Origin of the sequence: Nocardia beijingensis NBRC 16342, assembly GCF_001612785.1 — a bacterium.
Classification (GTDB): domain Bacteria; phylum Actinomycetota; class Actinomycetes; order Mycobacteriales; family Mycobacteriaceae; genus Nocardia; species Nocardia beijingensis.
Map to the genome: position 1 here is coordinate 140,215 of NZ_BDBC01000012.1, position 19,601 is coordinate 159,815.

The 19,601-nt window shown below is 65.3% G+C and carries 23 protein-coding genes; 14 read left to right on the forward strand and 9 right to left on the reverse strand.

Annotation, left to right across the window (positions count from 1 at the left end; genetic code table 11):
* Positions 1-9 precede the first annotated feature (9 nt).
* Both NB3_RS08460 and NB3_RS08465 read right to left on the reverse strand, forming a co-directional pair.
* Positions 10-1,965: an FAD-dependent oxidoreductase gene (locus NB3_RS08460; RefSeq protein ID WP_067799115.1), complete on the reverse strand. Its 1,956-nt coding sequence runs from the start codon at positions 1,963-1,965 to the stop codon at positions 10-12.
* 136 nt (positions 1,966-2,101) lie between these two features.
* Positions 2,102-2,686, reverse strand: a complete 585-nt coding sequence (locus NB3_RS08465) for a hypothetical protein (RefSeq protein ID WP_067799118.1) — start codon at positions 2,684-2,686, stop codon at positions 2,102-2,104.
* A gap of 366 nt (positions 2,687-3,052) precedes the next feature.
* On the opposite strand from NB3_RS08465, the gene NB3_RS08470 reads away from it, so the two are divergent.
* Positions 3,053-4,246 carry a lipase family protein gene (locus NB3_RS08470; RefSeq protein WP_067799120.1) on the forward strand — a complete coding sequence of 398 codons (1,194 nt, stop codon included), beginning with the start codon at positions 3,053-3,055 and terminating at the stop codon, positions 4,244-4,246.
* Positions 4,247-4,274: 28 nt separating this feature from the next.
* Here the strand turns inward: NB3_RS08470 and NB3_RS08475 are convergent, their stop codons facing one another.
* The 4 genes from NB3_RS08475 to NB3_RS08490 form a co-directional block, all read right to left on the reverse strand.
* A complete protein-coding gene (locus tag NB3_RS08475) occupies positions 4,275-5,021 on the reverse strand; it encodes a DUF6882 domain-containing protein (protein WP_067799123.1) in 747 nt (248 codons plus the stop codon).
* Between the two features lie 188 nt (positions 5,022-5,209).
* Positions 5,210-5,791: a hemerythrin domain-containing protein gene (locus NB3_RS08480; protein WP_067799127.1), complete on the reverse strand. Its 582-nt coding sequence runs from the start codon at positions 5,789-5,791 to the stop codon at positions 5,210-5,212.
* Positions 5,792-6,040: 249 nt separating this feature from the next.
* Entirely contained in the window at positions 6,041-7,066 is a 1,026-nt protein-coding gene (locus NB3_RS08485; protein ID WP_169810657.1) for an FAD-dependent oxidoreductase, read from the reverse strand.
* Positions 7,067-7,147: 81 nt separating this feature from the next.
* Entirely contained in the window at positions 7,148-7,570 is a 423-nt protein-coding gene (locus NB3_RS08490) for a hypothetical protein (protein WP_157111639.1), read from the reverse strand.
* A gap of 189 nt (positions 7,571-7,759) precedes the next feature.
* On the opposite strand from NB3_RS08490, the gene NB3_RS08495 reads away from it, so the two are divergent.
* The 3 genes from NB3_RS08495 to NB3_RS08500 all read left to right on the forward strand — a co-directional run bounded on the left by NB3_RS08495 (position 7,760) and on the right by NB3_RS08500 (position 8,775).
* Entirely contained in the window at positions 7,760-8,068 is a 309-nt protein-coding gene (locus NB3_RS08495; protein ID WP_157111641.1) for a hypothetical protein, read from the forward strand.
* Between the two features lie 73 nt (positions 8,069-8,141).
* Positions 8,142-8,450, forward strand: a complete 309-nt coding sequence (locus NB3_RS34890) for a hypothetical protein (RefSeq protein ID WP_157111643.1) — start codon at positions 8,142-8,144, stop codon at positions 8,448-8,450.
* A gap of 10 nt (positions 8,451-8,460) precedes the next feature.
* Positions 8,461-8,775, forward strand: coding sequence for a hypothetical protein (locus NB3_RS08500; RefSeq protein ID WP_067799138.1), 315 nt, complete (start codon positions 8,461-8,463; stop codon positions 8,773-8,775).
* 202 nt (positions 8,776-8,977) lie between these two features.
* Here the strand turns inward: NB3_RS08500 and NB3_RS08505 are convergent, their stop codons facing one another.
* From NB3_RS08505 to NB3_RS08515, 3 genes are all read right to left on the reverse strand, one after another.
* Positions 8,978-9,316: a hypothetical protein gene (locus NB3_RS08505; protein ID WP_244891811.1), complete on the reverse strand. Its 339-nt coding sequence runs from the start codon at positions 9,314-9,316 to the stop codon at positions 8,978-8,980.
* Positions 9,317-9,651: 335 nt separating this feature from the next.
* Entirely contained in the window at positions 9,652-9,858 is a 207-nt protein-coding gene (locus tag NB3_RS08510; RefSeq protein ID WP_067799143.1) for a DUF397 domain-containing protein, read from the reverse strand.
* A complete protein-coding gene (locus NB3_RS08515) occupies positions 9,848-10,834 on the reverse strand; it encodes a helix-turn-helix domain-containing protein (protein ID WP_169810658.1) in 987 nt (328 codons plus the stop codon). The genes NB3_RS08510 and NB3_RS08515 overlap by 11 nt, the downstream gene beginning before the upstream one ends.
* A gap of 190 nt (positions 10,835-11,024) precedes the next feature.
* On the opposite strand from NB3_RS08515, the gene NB3_RS08520 reads away from it, so the two are divergent.
* The 10 genes from NB3_RS08520 (at position 11,025) to NB3_RS08570 (ending at position 19,563) form a co-directional block, all read left to right on the forward strand.
* On the forward strand, positions 11,025-11,222 hold the full coding sequence (locus NB3_RS08520; RefSeq protein ID WP_067799146.1) for a hypothetical protein: 198 nt from the start codon (positions 11,025-11,027) through the stop codon (positions 11,220-11,222).
* 19 nt (positions 11,223-11,241) lie between these two features.
* Complete coding sequence (locus NB3_RS08525) at positions 11,242-11,526, forward strand: hypothetical protein (protein WP_067799149.1); 285 nt, start codon at positions 11,242-11,244, stop codon at positions 11,524-11,526.
* Between the two features lie 253 nt (positions 11,527-11,779).
* Entirely contained in the window at positions 11,780-12,331 is a 552-nt protein-coding gene (locus tag NB3_RS34895; RefSeq protein WP_157111645.1) for a hypothetical protein, read from the forward strand.
* Positions 12,332-13,231: 900 nt separating this feature from the next.
* Positions 13,232-13,840 (forward strand): hypothetical protein, encoded by a 609-nt coding sequence (locus NB3_RS08540; protein ID WP_067799158.1) that lies wholly within the window; start codon positions 13,232-13,234, stop codon positions 13,838-13,840.
* The gene (locus NB3_RS08545; RefSeq protein ID WP_067799161.1) at positions 13,837-16,122 is read left to right on the forward strand and encodes an AAA family ATPase; all 2,286 of its coding nucleotides are present in this window, start codon (positions 13,837-13,839) and stop codon (positions 16,120-16,122) included. The genes NB3_RS08540 and NB3_RS08545 overlap by 4 nt, the downstream gene beginning before the upstream one ends.
* Before the next feature lie 559 nt (positions 16,123-16,681).
* Positions 16,682-17,023 carry an ESX-1 secretion-associated protein gene (locus NB3_RS08550; protein ID WP_067799164.1) on the forward strand — a complete coding sequence of 114 codons (342 nt, stop codon included), beginning with the start codon at positions 16,682-16,684 and terminating at the stop codon, positions 17,021-17,023.
* Positions 17,020-17,319, forward strand: coding sequence for a WXG100 family type VII secretion target (locus NB3_RS08555; protein WP_067799167.1), 300 nt, complete (start codon positions 17,020-17,022; stop codon positions 17,317-17,319). Before NB3_RS08550 ends, NB3_RS08555 begins: the two co-directional genes overlap by 4 nt.
* Positions 17,320-17,322: 3 nt before the next feature.
* Positions 17,323-18,651, forward strand: a complete 1,329-nt coding sequence (locus tag NB3_RS08560) for a hypothetical protein (protein WP_067799170.1) — start codon at positions 17,323-17,325, stop codon at positions 18,649-18,651.
* 18 nt (positions 18,652-18,669) lie between these two features.
* Entirely contained in the window at positions 18,670-19,086 is a 417-nt protein-coding gene (locus tag NB3_RS34900) for a hypothetical protein (RefSeq protein WP_157111647.1), read from the forward strand.
* A gap of 60 nt (positions 19,087-19,146) precedes the next feature.
* Positions 19,147-19,563: a hypothetical protein gene (locus NB3_RS08570; protein WP_244891812.1), complete on the forward strand. Its 417-nt coding sequence runs from the start codon at positions 19,147-19,149 to the stop codon at positions 19,561-19,563.
* Positions 19,564-19,601 lie beyond the last annotated feature (38 nt).

Genomic DNA, 19,601 nt, shown 5'->3' on the forward strand with positions numbered 1-19,601 from the left:
GACCGATCGTCAGCCCAACTGAGCGGCAAGCCTTTTCGCGTTCATGTAGGCGATCGCCTCGATCGAGACCATCGGGTTCACGCCCGACGCGGTGGGGAAGCTGGAGGCGTCGGCGACGACGATGTTCGCCACTTCCCACGTCGCGCCGTCCGGGTTGGTGGCCGAGGTCTCCGGTGCGCCGCCCATCCGCGCCGAGCCCATGATGTGCAGTGCGCCCAGGGAGCAGTGCCCCGGCCCGTACCCCGCGGCCCGGCATGCGGCCGCGAAATCGGCGTGTGAGCCGCGGCGGCCCGGTTCGTAGGAGATGCCCGCCTGGTGCCCGGAGAAGATGCGCCGCGCGCCCGCCGCTTCCAGAATGCTCGCCGCTCCCTCGAATCCGGTGTGCAGATGGGCGGCGTCGTAGTCCGACAACCGGTAGTGCACGATCGGCTCACCCTCGCGATCGACGGCCACGGTGCCCGAATCGCGGTCGCGCGTGATGATGCCGATCGCGTTCGAATGGGCGAAATCGAGCATGGTGGTTCGATGGTTCTCGGCGCCGCGCCAGCTCATGAACCCGGTGGCGAGACCCGGATGGATCGGGCCGGTTTCGTAGATCACGCCGTAGCCGTTGCCGTCCAAGTCGCTGTGTTCGCGGCAGATCCGGGTTTGCAAGCCGCCTTCCCACGGCCGGATCTCTTCCTCGAACACCCCGAACACCGCGGCCGCCGGGTGCAGGCGCAGATGGCGGCCGATGTTCTGGTTGCGCAATCCGGAGCGCCGCAGCAACGCCGGGGTCTGGATCGCTCCGGCCGCCACCACCACCGCCCGAGCGCGCACCTCGATCGCCACCCCGTCGGAGGTGACCGCAGAAACCCCCTGCGCACGACCGTTTCGCACGGTGATCCGCCGCACGTCGGCGTCCACGACCAACCGTGCGCCCCGATCGGCCGCATCGGCGAGCCAGGTCTTGGTCACCGACTGCTTGGCGCCGAGGCGGCAGCCGTACCCGCAGCGGCCGCATTCCACACCGGCGTCGCAGGCGTCGGTCACGTTGCGCGGCAACGTGTCCACCTCCCAGCCGAGCGCGCGGGCGCCGCGTTCCAGAACACCGTCGCGGGCCGACAGCACCGACCGCCGATCGGTGACGCCGAGCCGGCGCTGCACCACGTCGAGCGCGTCGTCGAATTCGGCATCGGCGAACTGGGCTGCGCCCAGCGCGGCCCACTCCGCCCGGACGGCCTGCGGCGTCGGCAAGGACGTGCTCCAGTTGACGACCGTTCCGCCGCCGAGGCACGTGCCCGCGACGAGGGTGATCTGGCCTTCGCTGGATCCCGGCGGCCCCGGCGCGTACAGGTGCTGCAACCCGCCGAGCTCGCCGGTGCCGAAATCGCGGTCGTCGTAATAGTTTCCGCGTTCCAGCACCACGACGTCGAGGCCGGCCTCGGCCAGCACCGCGGCTGCGACACCGCCTCCGGCGCCGGAACCGACGATCACGACGTCACAGTCGAATTCGGTCGTCTCGGTGCAGCGCAGCGGTGTCAACGCGGGCGCGGGCGCCGTGGACAGCGGGCCGGCCGGGGCCGGATAACCGATCTCCTTCCACAGCGGATTGACGCCCGCGGGGCCCGGGGTGATGTTGTAGGACAGCAGCGACGCTTGTTTGAGCGCCTGGAAGATCACCCGCACCGGCTCGAAGCGCGAATCGGCGAGCCGCAGCAACGCCCGTTCCCGCTGCTCCTGCGACAGGCGGGAGAAGCGCCGTGGACCGCTGCCGGTGAGCAGTCCGGCCAGCCGGGAATCCCACAGGTTGAGCAGCGTGGCCAGTTGCTTCTTCTCCGCCTCGCGCGGATTCCGCCCCAGTAGCTGGAAGACGGTGTCGACGGCGCCGAGCGCGCTCGCCGACGGCAGCGTCAACCCGTCGCCGGGGTTGAACGTGTCGCAGATCAGGTTCATCGCCGCGCGTTGCTTGGCTGTTGGTTGCATGTCGAGCAGTCCCCTTCGTTTACGCAAGTGAGTTCTATCACACGACATGAACAACCACTAACTAACGACCCATCTGTCCTGGTAATTCCGTCTCATAGCGAGAGAATCCCTGCACACATAGCGAGCAGGTCCGCGCTCAGGCCCTGATGACGCTCGCGGCGGCGTATCCGACCGCGAGGAACGCGTGCACGACCGCCACGAGCGCCTTGCCGAGTTCCGCCATCCGGTCCGCGCCCGCCCTCGGCCGCGCCAGCGCCCACCGGGTGAAGGTCCGCTCGGCGTGCACCGCGAGACGCAGCAACTCGGCGCGATACGACCCGAGCAGCGGTTGATCACAGGCGCCGAGCGCCGCCGCGGTGAGCTGCGCGCAGCGACCTATCGTCACCACGACTTCGAGCACCTCGTCCGGCACCATGGTGAGGAGATAGGCGTCGGCGAGCGCGGCTGCCACGCGCGTCCGCTCGACGACGCTTACGAGCGCCTGCCCCAGTTCGGACAACTGCGCGCGGTCGGCGGTCGCGGGCCCGGAGTCCAGTGCGGTGGTCAAGTTGCCGATCACCACGCCGAGCGCGTGCTCGACTCGGCGCAAGCGCTCGAGTATCCCGGGAACGTCGACCGGCGAGCATCCGAAGTCGGCCAGCACCGTCGCGGCCTCGACCAGTGTCGCGGCCGCCGCGCGGAAGTAGATCTCGGTAGTCGCGCTCGCCGTCGGCGTGCTCATGCCCACTCCTCGGGTAGTGCCTCGATCGGCCGCCATGGGGATGTCGACGCCGCCCGGACGACGTCGGCCGGGTAGCGTCGACAACCCAGTGCCGTCCGGGTAGCAATCGCATCGAACTACCACGGTCGACGATAATGATTCATAACATATCGCTCCTTTGAACTGGTAGATAGTCCATTAACAGTCGAAACAGTTGTTCACTTATCGGGTACTGGAACTGCTCGTGAACGGACCAGCTACAAGCAGGCACAAGCACCGTGCACTCCGAATCCTTCGCGGCCCGGACCAGCCGAGCCGGCGGCGCGCATCCCGGTCCGCGCCCGCGCGATGATGGAGCGGAGCCGATGATCGTCGAGAGGATCACCGATGTACCGTCTGAGGCGATTCCTGGTCGCGGTGGTCGTTGTGTTCACGGCCGCCGGATGCGGGAACGGCGAACACGAACCGCCACCGGCCCGCGGCGAGATCGTCTCGGCCACGCCCCTGCTGAGTCTGGCGCCCGAGCAGACCGCGGCGCTGTTGACGAACGGCGGAATTTCCACCCCGGTCCGCAACGGCGTCGACGCCTTTCGTCTCGAGTACCGGACGATCAGCCCGCACGGCGAGCCGACCACCGCCAGCGGGCTGGTGGCGCTGCCGCGCACCGACTCCCGGCGGGTGCGCGTGGTCGGCTACGAGCACGGGACCATGACGCTGAAGAGCGACGCGCCATCGGTCGATACCCGCAACCTCCCCGATCGACTGCGGACGGTCGCGTTCGCCGCCGCGGGTTACGCGGCGACCGCACCGGACTACCTCGGCTTGGGGAACGGTCCAGGGACGCATCCCTACACCCATGCGCCCTCGGAGGTCAGCGCATCGGCCGACCTGTTGCGGGCGGCCGCTTCCCTCGCGGCCGAGCATGGGCGGGAGCTCGATCCGAATGTGCTGGTGACCGGCTTCTCCCAGGGCGGACACGCGGCGATGGCGCTCGGCAAGGCGCTGGCCGCCGGAGCGATCCCCGGCTTCGGGGTCGCCGCACTGGCCCCGATCAGCGGGCCCTACGACCTCCAGCACGTCCAGGCGCCCGCCGCGCTCGACGGGCGGGTCCTGCCGGGCGCGGCGGTGCTGTTCTTGTCCTACTGGATCACCGCGATGAACCGGATCCACCACCTCTACGACGATCCGGCCGAGGCCTTCCAGCAGGCCTACGCCGACAAGGTGGAAGACCTCTTCGACGGCTTCCACAGCGAGATCACCATCGTGACCTCGCTGGCGCCCACCCCGGCGCAATTGCTGACCCCGCGGTTCCTCCGGTCGGCCGCCGAACCGACCGGCGCCGTCGCGGCGGCGATCGCCGAGAGCGACGGCACCTGCGACTGGACGCCGCGGATACCCGTCCACCTCTACGCTTCCCGCAGCGACCGCGCCGTCCCGTATCCGAACGCCGAGCACTGCCTGCAAGCTCTCGGCGGCAACGCGACGCTGCGCGACCTGGGCGATCTGGACCACGCCGCAACGGCCAGGGTGGCCGTCCCCGAGATCCTCGGCTGGTTCGAACAACAGTTCCCGCCGAGCTGACCAGCGCGGGCGCGCGTGGGTGCGGCGATCACGCAGGCTGCGTCTCCGAGGCGAATGGTGCGCCGACCCCGTCCATGACGATCCGGATGTCGAGATTCGCGATCCGGCCCGCGGCGTCGAACTCGACCTCCCCCGCGAGCCCGTGCCCGCCGAATTCCAGCACCCGATAGTCGTCGAGGAATTCGGTGATCAGCCCCCGCCGGGTCAAGTAGCTGTACACCGCGCGCCGGTGATCCGTCAGCGGCAGCGCGCCGAAGCCGTGGGCCAGCACGCGTGCGAGGCCGGAGGGAGTGGGCGCGGGCAACTCGAAGGCCGGGTGATCGATGAGGAACGCGACGCACGCACCGTCGATGACACCGCAGTAGGAATTCCACCGCCCGCAGACGATCTTCGCGGCGTCGGCCATCAACTCGGCCACCTGAAAGGGCTCCGGCGCCGCTCCCCCGAGTACCACCGGTAGTTCGGCCGAACACAATTCGGCGACACGGTAGCGGAACCCGAACTCGCGCACGGTTTCCGCGGCGCGCAGCAGCGACCGCGGGTAGCCCCAGGGATTGACCCACCCCCACAGCCACGTATCGGCGTCCGCCGTGCCGAGCAGGTGGACGTCGGTGCACACGAAGGAGCGTTCCTCGCCGAGGAATTCGAGCCGGCGTCCCTCCAGATCGGCCTCCAACACGTGGACGCCGAGCACCTGCTCGAGATGGAGCCGGTGTTCGAGCGACAGCAAGCCCGCGTCATCGAGAAGTCTCGTCAGTGGCACGGATTGGGACACCGCGACAGCGTAGTCAACGCGCAGTCACTTCTCCGCTTCCGCTCGGGTTCCCGAACATCCGGAGCGCGGCGACGCCGCGGCCTGCCGCGCAGTCGTGCGGCCCTCGGCCCACTCGGTTCGTCCTACCGAACGAAGGGCATGCGAGCCACGCGAATGCCGCAGGAGTGGTGGCGGTTGCGGCCTGCCGGTCAGTTCCTTTTCAAGGTGCCGACACCCAGCGATCCGTTCGCAGCGGGCCGCGCTTTCTCCACGGCTCCCTCTTCGGCCGCCTGGACATAGCCGACCGGATCCTTGTCGACGGGCTGCACGCCGGCGAAGTTGCGCGCCTCGTAAGCGGCGAACGCGACAGCCAGTTGATGGCGACGCGACAGCCCGGCCAGACGGCGGAAATCGGTCAGACCCTCGCGTTCTTCCTCGGCCATGTGATCGCTGTTGGCCGCGTTCGCCGCCGCGACGGCCGCGTACCAGGCATCGGCGCCGACCTGATGACGGGCCACCTCGGCGATCGCGTCCCTGATCTCGTTGTGGTCGTGGATAGCGTCGAGTGTTTCGTCCTCCACCCCGCCCGCGCGCCGGGCCGCGATACCCGCCTGGAGCAGGGCGGGGTAGAAGATCTCCTCCTCCGCCTGCGCGTGCAGCTCGAGGAAGGCCGCGAGCCGGTTCCAGATCGCGGAAAGCGCGCCGGTGTCCGCGCGATCGATCTGCTCCAGGATCGCGAACAGCCGCCGTTGTTCCTGGTGGTCGTCGAGAATCAGCTGGGTGATGTCCACGATTCCTCCCTGAGATCGCACTCCGGCTCAGCATTGAACGCCGAGGCAGACGCCCCTTGGAGCAGCTGGCATCGCCTCAGGGATCCTGACGTTAATCCATCGCCGAGCCGTTGCGCTGCCAACGCCGCACAGCGTGTCCGCGTCTCCGTGCGGCGGTGGAGTGCGCGGCGGTCTTCGGCCGCGAGGTGCTCGCTTCCGCCGTTCGGCGGCGGGCGGAGGCCTACGAGGCAAGCTCGAGCGAAACGACGGCTAGTTCGCGGGGCGACGGTAGGGCGGGACGACCCGCTCCCGGTCGGTGGCGATCTGCCTGCGCCGTGCCGCCATCGCTTCCGCGGGCGAAGCGCCGGTGGACAGTGCGTGGAAGATGGCCACCGCGTCCTCGATGGCGTCCCGCGCGCCGACTCCTTCGGCCGGTGTGATCGCGTGATCGGCGTCGCCGCACAGGATCACCGGCAGCCGTGCGGGAGCGGCGTCGGTGAAGGGGACGTTGCGCGCATTGGAAACGTGCACGGTCTCCGTCTCGGCCAACAGAAGATCGACTACGTCGCGGATGCCAGGGGCGACCGTTCGGATCCGTTCGGCCCACTCCACCACCGGACGGAATCCGAGATCCTCGGCGGGAAGAGCTGGGCGGGTGACTCTGGCGAACCAGACCGACAGTCCTTCGTCCCAGTAGTGACCGAACGCGCCCGCCGGGCGGCCATCCGCACCGATGCGGCCGTCGAAGTGCAGCACCGCGCTCTTGGTGCGCAACGCCTGGGCGCGTTCGGTGCGGCCGTAGAACACGATCTGCCCGGCGTACTCGGGTGTTCGTCCCGGCTCGATCCGTTGGCGGGCGATGGAGTCGATGCCATCGGCCGCGATGACGACGTCGTCGGTGGGCAGCCGGATAGCGCCGCTGAAAAGCACGCCACGGTCGACATCGGTCACCGCGGTGCCGTAGTGGAATTCCGCCGCTGTGGCAGCGGCGAATTCGGTCAGCACCGCCATGAGTTCGGCACGCAGGTACAGCCGATGCCCACGGCTCGGCCCGGAACGGGCTTCGCCCGGCTGGTACTCGACCCGCAGGGCGTCCACCGGATGGGCGACCTCGTCCAGCCGGTCGGCGGGCACGCCGAGGGTGGTCAGCGCGGCATGGGCACGGTCGTCCAATACCAGGAACGCCCCGACTCCGACCGATGGCCGGCTTTCGTACACTCGGACCGGAATACCCTCGCGTCCAAGCGCTCCCGCCAGAACGGTCCCGGCGATTCCGCCACCGACGATGGTCACCATGTAGTCAGCGTAGAGCGGCATGCGACGGTCGCGCCGCCGATCGCCGCCGACGACAGGGCGGCAGAAGCACCGCGCCTGGGTCTATCCCGGGATGACGTACTGCACCTGGACCGAATCGGGCGAGTGAAAAATTTCCTTTGTGGTGACGGACAATTCGACGTGACCGGGACCCGACGGAATGGTGGCGGAGTTGTACCACGAGCCGACCAGCTTGATCGTGGTGTTCCCGCGCGCACCGGTGTCGATGTTGTGCCAGGAGACGTAGGCGGTGGTCGCGCAAGTGCCGATGCCCTCGAAGGCGCTGGTGAGGTGGAGTCCCTGGGAGGAGTCCTGGTCCACGTTCCCGCGGATCGTGCCGTAGCACAGGCCCGCTTCCGTAGCCGTGGTGTAGAGCACCGGCAGGTTGACCGCCTCGGCCGAGGCGGTACCGGCGAAGACGAACGCCGGAGCACAGGCCACGACAGCGGCAGCGGCGGTCGCGGCGAATCTGGTGACTGAGCGCATGAACTTTCCCCTCTGAGTCTGCACACTGATCAGCATGCCCGGTGGCCGGGCCTCGGCGCCGGAAGTTCGAGAACACCGGACTGCACGTCTTATCCGTCAGCACCCCAGGGGCGTTACGCGGAGGCCATGTCTACTACATGCTTGATCCGCCGTTTCGCCTGATCGACGTAGTGTTGGACTCCGCAGGAGATGTGGGACCAAATGGCTTTAGACATCGTTGTACAGGACATCAACCATGCCGAGATCCATCGCTTCGGTGACGATGCGGACGAAACGCTGTTCAGGTTGTGCGCCGCGCAGCCCGACACCAGTTTGGTACGGGGCATCTACCGTTACGGCCACACCATGTTCAACCGGCACCAGCTCGGCTTGATCCTGGATCAGATCGAGGAGATCGAGGTACGGACCGATGCCGAGCGGCAGGCTGTCGACCTGCTGAGGCGAGCATCGTCCATCGCGCTCCGCGCCAACGGATATCTCCTGTTCGTCGGCGACTGACGGGTAAGAGCGCTCGGATATCCGATCGCAGCGAGCTGATCGGCGCCGCGTAATTGATTGTGCTCGTCCGACGTTGGCCGATGAGCACATCTGCGGCGGGGTTGCGACGGCCCGCCGCTGGGGTAGGGTCATCGTCGCGCCCGTCGGCTCTCGCTACCGTGCGCGGATCAACTCTGCCGTCGCCGGCGGCGCTGTCCGGGCAGTCGACATCACCGAGCCATGGCCTGATCAGCGCCATGTGAGCAAGACCGGAAGGCAAGTCCACGACTACGGAGGGACTCCCGACGAAGTCATGTTCAAAACGGGAACCGAATTCTTCTGCAAGAGCAAAGTGACCGATCCGAAAACCGGCCGCACTATTATCACACTGGTCGAACCATAGGAGAAATACCATGCAGGAACCGGCTTCGGAAAAAATCGGCCGCTTCACTTTCTACAGTCGAGAGGAATCGGAAGCGAGAGGCTTGATCCCTTCGGACGAAGAACTCGCACGCGCCGACGAACTTCTCGCCGCATTCAACGAGAAACGCCGCAATGCCCCGCCCGAACCGGCACGGTCCCCTTCGCTGGGCCTGGGAGAACGGTGGGGAGTCGACAGCGTGATCGGTACCGAATTCGAAGGCTGGACGCGCGATGCGAACGACCAGTGGTACGACAAGGACGGCCGCCCCACCAGCCACGACCGCGACGCCAACCCCGGCATCTGAGCCGGAGAGCACGGCGGACGGAACGGGGAGCCGTTCGGCCCGCCGTATCGCGCCTTGACCAGGCCGGCCACGGTGGACCCGGCGTTCGGGGCATCGGCTCGTCGACGGTCGGTTTGGTGCAGCCATCGACGAATTCCTCCGGCAATTCGAGTTCTGGACGCCGGTCAACGCTGCCTCCGCTGCCGTGCGGGAGCTCTGAGACCTATAGAAGTGCGATCTGATCGGGTTCGGGCAGCGTGTGTGGGCGTTCGTTCGTATACCAGGCGTACTCGATTCCCCTGAGCCAACCATTCTCGACCCACAAAATGACCTCGCCGATCGGCGATCCGTCGCGGTCGGTGACCGCTCCGCTGGCGAAGATCCCGTCCGTCGAACCGGATGTTTGCACCGCCTCGGGCCGGACCGCCAGATCGACACTCGGTGAACCGACACCCCACGTTGCGACGACCTGCGAATACGGCACCTGCGCCAGATACTCGGAGGCGCCGGGGGCGTTCGACGACAGCAGCTTGGTGACGACGTTGGTTTCGAGGTCGGTCAACGCTCGCAGCGGAATCGGTGAATTACTCATCAATCCCCTCGGTTCTCCCGCTACATCTGCCACCATCCCATCGATGCCTACCAGCCAGCGATGACTCCGGTAGTAGCGGAAAGGGCCATCCGCGCACAACGCCGCATCGACCAGATCGAACTCCGCATCGACCCGCCGGGCCTCGCACCGCTAGGACTGCTGCCGGAACGTCGGCAGGTCGCCCGACCCGCCGACGCAGCCTGTGGTGCGCACGATATTGATCGGAACCCCGATCTCAGGACCTTCGCTGCCACCGCACGCCTACTGTCGTCTTCGGTGAACACCGGCGATCGAGCAGGCGCAACTCAGAGCCGGTCGAACTGCCCGCCCCGCGCGCCCGACACAAACGCGTCCCACTCCGAGGGCGTGAACACCAGCACCCCGCTGTGAGGGTTCTTCGAGTCGCGAACCCCCACGCGGCCGCCGTCCAGATGCGCGATTTCGACGCAGTCACTACCGGCGGAACTACGAGTGCTCTTGAACCAGCGCGCTCCGGATAGATCAACGGACACAGTCGAACTCCTTCGCTGCCTGCCGCAGCAGGCGTTTGCTACTCGGCACGTCCAACGCTACCCGCTTCATCACCTCGATTGCAGTTCGATAGCGGCGAACGGTGCTGGGTCGCTCCAGGTAGATATCACCGGTATAGCTCTGGACGTAGACCACCGGCGGCTCCAGCACCCGCCCGTCGTCGTCTGCCGCGAAGTCCAGAATCGTGAACGGTCCGGTGGAGGTTCCCAGCGGGTACCCGGCCCCGAACGGAAGTACCTGCACGCGAACGTTCGGCGGCAGGTCCGCGAGGTGACGCAACTGCACTGACATGATGCGAGGGCCGCCGACCACCCGCTTGGTCGCCGCTTCGTCCAGCAACAGCACTGCATTCAGCGGCGCGATATCGCGGGTGATGAGCCCCTGCCGGTTGCGCCGAACCCTGACTCTCCGCTCGATCTCCTCGACGGTATCCATGGGGAAGTACACCCGGTCCAGCGCCCGCGCGTATTCGGGAATCTGAAAGATTCCGGGCAGCAGATCGGGACGGTAACTCGTCAGATGCGATGCCGCCGCCTCCATCTGGATGTACGCGTTGAACGTCGGATTCACCTGATCGGGGAACTCGTCCAGCCAGGACGGCGTCCTGCCCTGCGCCGCCAGCGATTTCAACACCGGCAGCATGTCCACCCGCTGATACAGCTTGCACAGCCGCCGCAGGTCTTCATCACGCACGACAACGTTCGGGGCACCGGTCTCCAAACGGTGCAGTGTCCCCGCCCCGCGCCCGATGGCCCGCGCCGCCACTTCGATGGACAGTCCAGCTTCCTGCCTCATCCCGCGCAGGCAGCGGCCGAGGCTGCGGTGTGGAACGCCCCCGGTCCCGCGAATGTCGGCCTTGAGCTGCCGAATACCGGCGCTCGCATCGCTCTCCCCCATACTGTTTGCTCCCTTCTGTGGAATATTCGCACCCGCTGACTGAAATATGTCGAAAGACATTGTGGAAGGCCACATTTCGGCCTTCTGGACGCCATTGTGCAGGATCGCTGGAAGGTGTCCAGGGCTTTTGCCACTTCGCATCGCGAATTTCCGCGGGAATATCGACGCGGCTCGCGTCGGGTGCTCCACTGACCGCGTGATCGGCGCGGCGAGACTCCCCGTTCGCCGCCATTCGACCAGCGGAGGACACATGACCAACCGACTGCCGCAACGCGTCCCGTTCCCCCGGCCGCGCGCCCCCTACAAGGGCGTGCCACTGCCCGTGCTCGAGCGCTACGCGGCCGCGCTGCGGCAGTGGTCCGCCGCACCCGAACGTCCCGGAGGCGGGGTGCCGACCCCTCCCCCGCCTCCGGTGACCCTCACCGAAGCCCTGTCATGGACGGAGTGACGGTCAGAGCGCGGAGGCCGTGACCGTGCGCCGGTACTACGTCGAGGTGCACTGCTGCGGCCCACGCTGGCTCATCCACGTGCCGGATGCGTACTGCTGGACGATGACCGGCGAGAAGTCGGCAATACGCTCCACCGCCCGCCGGATGATCGCGGCGACGACCGGCCACACCGACCACTCGTTCGAGTTGGATCTCGCCGCGGGCCGGGCGCTGCGCGACGCCGAGGAGTTCGCGGCGTGCCGCCGGGAGCTGACCCGGTGGCATCCGCCCGGACAACAGGGGAAACACCCACACCTCGAGTGACTTCGATCCGAGGACGGAGGTCGCGGTGATCTGAGACGCATCCGAGAACTCGGGTCGCGGGTGCGGACAGTCGCCTGCTCAGTGCATGGTCGGCGACGGTGTAACCAGGGCTTCGCGGTGATCGGATCGAGCTCCGATTGCGGCGGATAGGATGAAAACCTCAGTCATATCGGGAGTTCCCGACTGTTCTCGCAAGCGATGCGTGGAGGGGTGACATGCGGCCCATGGCTGAGTCGAACCCGAGCGGAGGAACATGGTGGGGTTGATGGTTCGTATTGGGTCCAGTCTGCTGGCCGCCGTCGCCGGTGTCGCAGTGCTGGGTGGTTGCGGTTCGGGCACCTCGGTGGATTCGGCGGCGGAGCCGACCGATGCGACGACCTCGACGACGACCTCGACGACAGCCAAGCCGGCAAGCTGCCCCGCCCTGTCTGCCGATCCCCTGGTTACCAAGGAATTGAAGACCGCCCTGGCCGCGACGCACCTACCGGTAGGAGCGTGTCTCCATTCTGTGGATGTGGTGGGCGATCCCAACCGACTGGGTGAAATGGTATTCCTCATCACCCTCCAGGTACCCACGGCGGCAACGCCGGATGACCTACGCCCGATCGCCACCGACATCGCGCATGTCTGGAAAGAAAGCGAACTCGGACAGAGGACGGCCGAGCTGGGTATCACCAATTGGGGATATGCCGGAGCGAAATACATGGATTACCTCATGGACAATCGATTCCGGACCCATCCGTGGAATGGAACGCCGTCTCGCGAAGCCGAGCTGGCGATATGGACCGTCACAGCCAAGGGATGAACGTGACGACAGCTCGCCGCCCTCAGCCGCTCCAAGGACTCCCCTTCGGTTCGGAACGCTTCGAGGCATTCTGGTAAGACCGGCGCCGACACCGAGTTGATGACGGGCCGGCGGCCACATTGCCGTGAGTCGACGCGGGTAGGCTTTCGTGTGCGCGCTGCTACATTCCGTCCTCGACGTGCTGCCGCACATCACCGTGGGCGCGGTGGTCTGGGACGTGATCGAACTCCCCAACTCCGGGCGCTTACTGTCGCGGCCGCGCGCTCCACAGCTGCGGAGAAATCGCCCCCATTGCCCGAACCCCTTCTGGCCGGAAACCGGCTCCGCGGCGGCATAATCCGCAGGTCCGAGGATCGCAAAACCTTCACCCGCTCGGTTGCAGTTCGCGAATCGTGTGAACGAGGATCAGCGGCTGCGCCATGCGTCGAGACCCCAGCGACGCACCAGACGCTCGGCCTCTCAGCTGTGTTCGCCCGGAGCCCGGGGGACCCCTCAAACCACACGCGAAACACATTGCTGCCCTTGGACGGTATTAAGTTCGTCATCTGTTCGTCCACACTGCCAGGAGCATCCTTGATGACCTCCGCGCACCGTCGCGCCGACCTCGATGTCGCCCCCGCCTCGGTATGCTCGCCGATTCGCTCGGCTACCGGCGGACCGCTGTCGCCGCGGTACTCGGTCCCGCTCCTTCCCCGAAGCAACTACCGGTGATGTGGCCATCGGCTGAGTACCTGGCGGCCTACCCGCAGTTGGAAGGGAAGCTCAGCTCGAGCTACTACCGGCTGACGTGGCGGGAAAGTGTCCGATTCGGCAACAGTCCGCAATCGGTCGGGTCGCGAGGCGCGGCCGCTGTCAGTAGTGCTGATCCTTACCCCAACACCGTCGAATCATGGGAGAAACATGCTCGGCTTCGCGACCGTCGACAGGCAACCGACCGCCGACTCCACCGCTGTGTGGTTGACCAGCCGGATCGACACCATCGTCGTACGTAACACGAACGCTGTGGTGGTCTGTCACGACGACCCTGATCACGACACGAAGGTCCGGTCACTTACGGCTGATCACGCTATCGTGCTGACTGACGGCACCGAGCCGCCGCTACCCTTCGTGTACGCGAACCGCGTCGGGGTCTTCGATGAGATGATCAAGCTGACAGCTGCGCACCAGGAGCGAATCTGCCAGGCAATCCGCGACTACTCTCGACGCAATCGCGCAAATCTGGTTCTCCCTGGATTCCTACCGACTCCTGTACTCACCGCCGCCGAGCAAGACGCTCCGCAATTTCGCGCCCTGACAGTCGCCAACTACGTCGGTGCGGTCTGGGAGGCATGGCTGTACACCGATGAGCAACGATACCGCCGCACTGTCACCCCAAGGTTTGGGAAGACCCCGTGGATCATGCCGCTGGAACTGAACAGCCCGACCATCGCGGCGTTCCCACCGGAATTCGCCGAACGCGTTCGACCGGAATCCCTGCCCGATCGAAAGTCACTCCAGGACAACGCATGATCGTCACTCACACCGACGGGCTCATCCGCACGCCGGAGTTCACCGACGCACTCACCCGGCTGCACCGCGGCGATAACGTCTTCCTCACCGGCAAGGCGGGTACAGGCAAGTCGACGCTTGTGCGTGAGTTCCTTTTGACCACCGAGCGCACTGCGGTCGTGGCGGCCCCCACCGGCATCGCCGCGCTGAACGTGGGCGGCTACACCATCCACAATCTTTTCTCGTTCCGGCCGGAAACCCGCCTGGAGGAAGTGCGCGGCGGCGACTACTTCCCCCGTCGCTTCGCATCCACCTTGCGCGGGCTCGGCACCCTCATCATCGACGAAGCCTCGATGGTGCGAGCAGACCTCTTCGACAAGCTGGTCGCGGCCCTCGAGAGGTTCGGGCCCAGGCGCGGCGCCCCGTTCGGTGGGGTGCAGCTGGTACTGGTCGGCGACCTGTATCAGCTTCCACCCGTCGTGGAGGACGGCGAACAGGATTTTTTCACAACCCGATACAAAACGCCCTATTTCTTCTCGGCAGACAGTTACACCCCCGACCGCTTCGCCACGATGGAGCTCACCCGAGTCTTCCGTCAGGTCGGCGACCCGCAACTGCTCGAAATACTCAACGCAGTCCGTGCGGGCACGCTCGAACAGCAACTCCTGGAGAAACTGAACACTCGAACCGACGCCGACTTTCGGCCTCCCAACGACGAGTTCTGGTTGACCCTGACCACGACGAACGCGAGCGCGGACAAACGGAATCAGGAGCAGCTCGCCCAGTTGACACAACCTGTGATCCGCCATCGCGCCATAGAGCGCGGCGAGTTGGAGGGGTTCATCCGCCCGACAGAAGAAGAACTCGTCTACAAGGTCGGAGCGCAGGTCATGCTCCTTACAAACGACCCCTTGGGCCGATGGGTGAACGGCACGATCGGACAGATCAGCGATCACCGCATCGATGCGGGCGAAACGGTTGTCTCTGTGAAGCTTCCGTCTGGTGTGCGTGTGAACGTTCGGCCACACACGTGGCAGATCACCCAGCCCGTAGTCGAGGACGGCACGCTGTGCAACGAGATAGTCGGTACCTTCACGCAGCTGCCGTTTCGGCTGTCCTGGGCTATTACGATCCACAAAAGCCAAGGGCAGACGCTGGATCGCCTCGTCATCGATCTCACCGGCGGAACATTCGCCGACGGGCAACTGTATGTCGCGCTCAGCCGCTGCACATCCATGGCCGGCCTGGTCTTGCGACGTCCGGTCAAACCTGTCGACCTCAAGACCGACCCGCGGGTACGGCGGTTCCTCGCGCAGGGAAACCAAATGCCGTGCTCACGCGGTCCGGTATACCTCGCTGTCTGCACCGTGGGCGCACGGGCACTACGGGTCGAACCGCGTCCGTTGGAGATCGCGCTGGTCACCGATGACGGATTCGAGATCACCACCTTGATCAATCCGGAACGCGACCTCGATGACGCTCGTACGGTCTACGACATCACCGCCGCCGACGTGCAGCTCGCGCCGACACTGTCCGTCGCATGGAACGCCCTCGCACCGCATTTGGCGGGCCGCGCACCGATCGGATTCGGTCTCGATGACGCTTTCCGGTGCATCGAAGCCGAACTCAAGCGTGTGGGGCGATCTATCGCCATGCCTATCGGCATCGACCTGAATCCTGCCGAACTCTCACCAGCGGACCGGGACCGCCTGAGTGCACCCCGCGCACTCGACCGCGCCCGCGCCGTACGCGACATCGCTACACGCCACCCGATACGGATCGTGAATTCCGGGGCATTCCCCGCCGCGGACTCCGGCACTGGATACCTACTGTCCTGGGGTAACACGCCGAGCTGTTTCCAGGTCGGCGGAGTCATCTCTACCGACAAATACCACGACGAGATCCTGGCAGAGCACCTACGTGATGCGATCACGAGGATCAGGATCGACGAAACCGCTCGAGCACTACTGAGAGAGCTCGAGCGAAGGCTCGGCCAGCAACTATTGCCCACCGAGACCACGTTCGACTCACATGACATCGAGGCCGTCCTTGTCCCGGATGCCCGGGTTTGCTTCACCGGAACCGCTATCGACGACGCTGGCAAGAAATGGGCGCGCGATGACTTGGAGGATCTCGCCGTAAAGTTCGGACTCGAGCCTGTCGGCGACGTGACAAAGAAGAACTGTGACGCGCTGATCGCCGCCGAGGCAGCAACCCAGTCAGGGAAGGGCCAGAAGGCGATCAAATTCGGGAAGCCGATTTTCACTGTTCAGCAGTTCCTCACCTGGGCAGAACCGTATTAAATCTTCCGACGAGCGCTGCGGGATGCCGAGGAGTTCGCGGTGGGCTGCCGGGTAGCGGCGCGATGGCACCCGGCCGGGGCAGGCGGATCGCACACTTTCGACGTGATTTCATCCCGAGGACGGAGGTCGCCATGATCTGAGAGGACTGCGGCGACTTTCTCCGCGCAGACATCGATGCCTTGGTTGACGTGGTGTCGGCAGCCGGAACGGCGGGAGTGCTCTGTCATGTGAGACCTTGCTCGTCGGTGACGGCAGAGTCCTCGAGTTCACCTGGTCGACCACGTCCGCTGCCGGGGTGAGGCCCAATTCGCGGCACGGGCTATGACCAGTCGGCTGGTGCGGCCCCCGGGTGAGGTGAGGCGCAGCAAGTCTTCACTGCCTTGGGGAACTGGGCACCTCACCTCATCAGCGGGGGTTCCAGGTCAACAGGATGGCATTCATACAGTCAAGGGTGTATGCGCAGGTCGAGCCGTGCAAGGACGCATCATCCTCTGCTCGGCATCAGGAGGCGGCCTCTTGAGTTCGACACTCCCACCAGATGTGGGTACCATCCCTGAGCATGAGCGACGGGGGGAATCCGGGGCCGGGGCAACATCTCTCGGTCGTCCCAGAACAGGTTCGCAATGTCGGAACGTATGTCTACGAACTTGCCGAGTCGTTGCGTACCGCTTTGGATTCCGCCGCGACAGATGTCGACGGTGTAGTCAATGGTTCCTGGACCGGAATCCTGGCATCCGAGTTCGCCGAAGGCTGGACCGACGTCCGTGACGGCGGCGGTCGGATAATCGCCGCCCTCACCGAACTGGCAGAGAAGCTGGGAGTCAGCGCGCAGACCTACGAATCCCGCGACGGGAGCAACGCTTCACTCCTGAGCAGCTCCTTCAGTCTGGATCTGCCGTGACCACGGAATTCACGGTTGACCTTGACCATCTCGATGAAATCGTGTCCCGACTGGCGGCGCTGGCCGGGTTCGTTGCCGACAACCTCGATGAGATCGACAACAAGGTCGCTACCCTCTCCGGCAGCGGCTGGGAAAGCGTCGCCGCGACGGCCTACCACGATGCCCACCGTGAATGGATGATCGGGGCAAGAGAATTCACCGAGGGCATCCGCGAAATGAGCGACGCGGCACGCAAGGCTCACACCGGCTACAGCACAGCGGTCGAGGAAAACCTGAAGATGCTCCGAGGGGAGTGAGCGTTGCGCGTCAATTGGCAGACATACTACGACGCCGCCAAGCGCTGCCACGACCTCGCCTCCGAACTGCGCCGCGCCGACAAGCCTGTACATGATGCCGTCAAAGGCGAGTGTGCGGGCATGGCCGGTGATGCCCCTGGCTGTAAACAGTGGGGTGAGGCGTACGACCGTTACGCGCGCGACACCATGCAAGCGTGCACGCATCTGGCCGACGCACTCACCAACTTCGGCAATGTTCTCTATGCGAATGGATACAAGTACGGGAAATCGGATCACGGCCACCCGCCACGGCCGACCGTCAACCAGGTCTCCGAATACAAGGTCTCGATCCCGACCTCCGTCCATGACAACGGTGACGGCGTCAAACACAACGGTGGTGTAGAGGAGTTCTTCAGCGAGCTGACCTCGAAGATTGTCAGCACCTTCGAGAAGCTGCCCAACGGTGACGTCGACAAGCTCGCCAAGGCCGCCCAGACCTGGAAGGCATTCGCTGAAAATCGGACCATCCAGGAGGCTCCCGCCAGGATCAGTGCGATATCGGACCTGTTCGACGGTATGGATGCTCCTGAAAACCGTGCGCTGATCCAAGAGAAACTTCAGGCGCTCGAGTCAGGCGCCAATCTCCTCGCATCCGCGTCGCTGAACGTCGCAGCACCGGTCGCTGAGTACCACACCTCGACAGTCGAGGTCGGCGAAGGCATCAAGTCGGCGATGAACAGCTTTGCGTGGGCCGTTGGACTCCTGGTCACCGGCGCGATCGTCGGAGCCATCTTCAGTTTCGGCGGCAGTATCGCCGTCGCCGGAGGCGGTGTCACGGTTGCCGCCTCCGAGACCATCAGCGCCATCCGGAGCCTCTACACGAGCAGGCGGCTCTTTCAGATCCTCAAGATCACCTTGGCCGTCAGCGTAACCGTCGGCGTCATCGACGCCTTCGACAAGGTGCCCGATCTCAGCGCGACCATCACCGCTCTCGCCGGCATCATCGCCATGAAAGCCATCATCGATGATGATTCGCCCTCGGCACCGTCGGAGACCGATGACGACGCAGTGGAGAAGCGGATCGCCAAAGCAATCGCCGACCATGCCAACGGCCGAGCGGAGCAGGGCGACGGCAGTCACTACGTAGCGGGAGTGCCCCCCGAGAAACTCGCCGATTACGTCGAGAGTGTCATCAGCGGCACACGACCGGGAGTGGAGGTCCGCTACGACCTCCGAGGTGGCCGGGTCGCATACTGGGATCCGAGCACAGGCGCTGTCGTGATCGAGGACGGTGAGGCTGGAACGGTACATACTCCAAAGGAAGGAAAAGCGTACTTTGACGATCTGGAGTGACGCAGAGCGGAGCCAGGGATGATCTCGGTTCGGCCGGAACGAGAGGTTTTTCTCAGTGTCGAACAGTTCAAAGCTGTTCGGCAGCTCACTCTTCAAATAGCGAATGTTCGGGAAGATCTCCTGACCCCTTTGGGTTGGAACGCCGGAGTCCAGGACTCCCTGCAGCGACTGGTCCGCTCCCTGCCCCGCCAACTCGACCCGGATACCCGAGTTCGAGTGGTCGCCTCACAAGGCGAGGGGGGCAACGAGGAGGCGGCCGACTCGGCGGGAGGTGACTTCGTGCGGCACCTCCCGACGTCCATCGCCGATGTGTGGCCTGGCTTATTGGATCTCACCTTTGAGTTTCTGGGTAGCCAGGAAGCGCGTTACCGAACGGGCTTCTACGAAGACGAGATCAACGACGCGCTTGCCGCGCTTCGAAACATCGCAGGATGAGAGCCCTGCCCGGTCCGACACTGCCACTGAGCACTATTCGGTGCGCAGATCGTATACGCGGTGGTGGCTCGGGTGCCGCCCTCGGACGGTGAGATTCCCGATGGAGACACCGGCAAGCTGGATCGTGCTCATCTAATTCAGTGGCAGGAAGTCGCGATGAACGGCATCGGCAACGTGGTCATCGAAGCCACCGGCGTCACGTACTACTCGCCGCACGACGAAGCGGTGTTCTTCGGGTGGCTCGATAAGATCCCCTGCATCGAGTCGTACCGAGGACAATTGCGCACCTTGTACCTCACTATCGATCTCGACGCCGTCGATGAAGGCGGGTTGTACGAAATCGTCGCGATCTACCGGAGATACAACATCGACCTGAAGGAACTGCGCGTCCTCGGCGCAGACCAGGTCAGCCCCTGGTTCAGCGACCCCGATCGCTGGTGGCACGAAGAAGTCTTCGGGCGAAGCGCGAGCCGGTAGGCGGCGCGGATCGACCTGCGGTACCGAAGCGGTCGTCG

What these genes read in the sequence shown, in the direction of transcription:
- NB3_RS08460 (WP_067799115.1), bottom strand. Translation starts at nt 1,965, where the DNA reads ATGCAACCAACAGCCAAGCAACGCGCGGCGATGAACCTGATCTGCGAC.
- NB3_RS08465 (WP_067799118.1), bottom strand. Translation starts at nt 2,686, where the DNA reads ATGAGCACGCCGACGGCGAGCGCGACTACCGAGATCTACTTCCGCGCG.
- NB3_RS08470 (WP_067799120.1), top strand. Translation starts at nt 3,053, where the DNA reads ATGTACCGTCTGAGGCGATTCCTGGTCGCGGTGGTCGTTGTGTTCACG.
- NB3_RS08485 (WP_169810657.1), bottom strand. Translation starts at nt 7,066, where the DNA reads ATGGTGACCATCGTCGGTGGCGGAATCGCCGGGACCGTTCTGGCGGGA.
- NB3_RS08490 (WP_157111639.1), bottom strand. Translation starts at nt 7,570, where the DNA reads ATGCGCTCAGTCACCAGATTCGCCGCGACCGCCGCTGCCGCTGTCGTG.
- NB3_RS08495 (WP_157111641.1), top strand. Translation starts at nt 7,760, where the DNA reads ATGTGGGACCAAATGGCTTTAGACATCGTTGTACAGGACATCAACCAT.
- NB3_RS08500 (WP_067799138.1), top strand. Translation starts at nt 8,461, where the DNA reads ATGCAGGAACCGGCTTCGGAAAAAATCGGCCGCTTCACTTTCTACAGT.
- NB3_RS08515 (WP_169810658.1), bottom strand. Translation starts at nt 10,834, where the DNA reads ATGTCTTTCGACATATTTCAGTCAGCGGGTGCGAATATTCCACAGAAG.
- NB3_RS08520 (WP_067799146.1), top strand. Translation starts at nt 11,025, where the DNA reads ATGACCAACCGACTGCCGCAACGCGTCCCGTTCCCCCGGCCGCGCGCC.
- NB3_RS34895 (WP_157111645.1), top strand. Translation starts at nt 11,780, where the DNA reads ATGGTGGGGTTGATGGTTCGTATTGGGTCCAGTCTGCTGGCCGCCGTC.
- NB3_RS08540 (WP_067799158.1), top strand. Translation starts at nt 13,232, where the DNA reads ATGCTCGGCTTCGCGACCGTCGACAGGCAACCGACCGCCGACTCCACC.
- NB3_RS08545 (WP_067799161.1), top strand. Translation starts at nt 13,837, where the DNA reads ATGATCGTCACTCACACCGACGGGCTCATCCGCACGCCGGAGTTCACC.
- NB3_RS08550 (WP_067799164.1), top strand. Translation starts at nt 16,682, where the DNA reads ATGAGCGACGGGGGGAATCCGGGGCCGGGGCAACATCTCTCGGTCGTC.
- NB3_RS34900 (WP_157111647.1), top strand. Translation starts at nt 18,670, where the DNA reads ATGATCTCGGTTCGGCCGGAACGAGAGGTTTTTCTCAGTGTCGAACAG.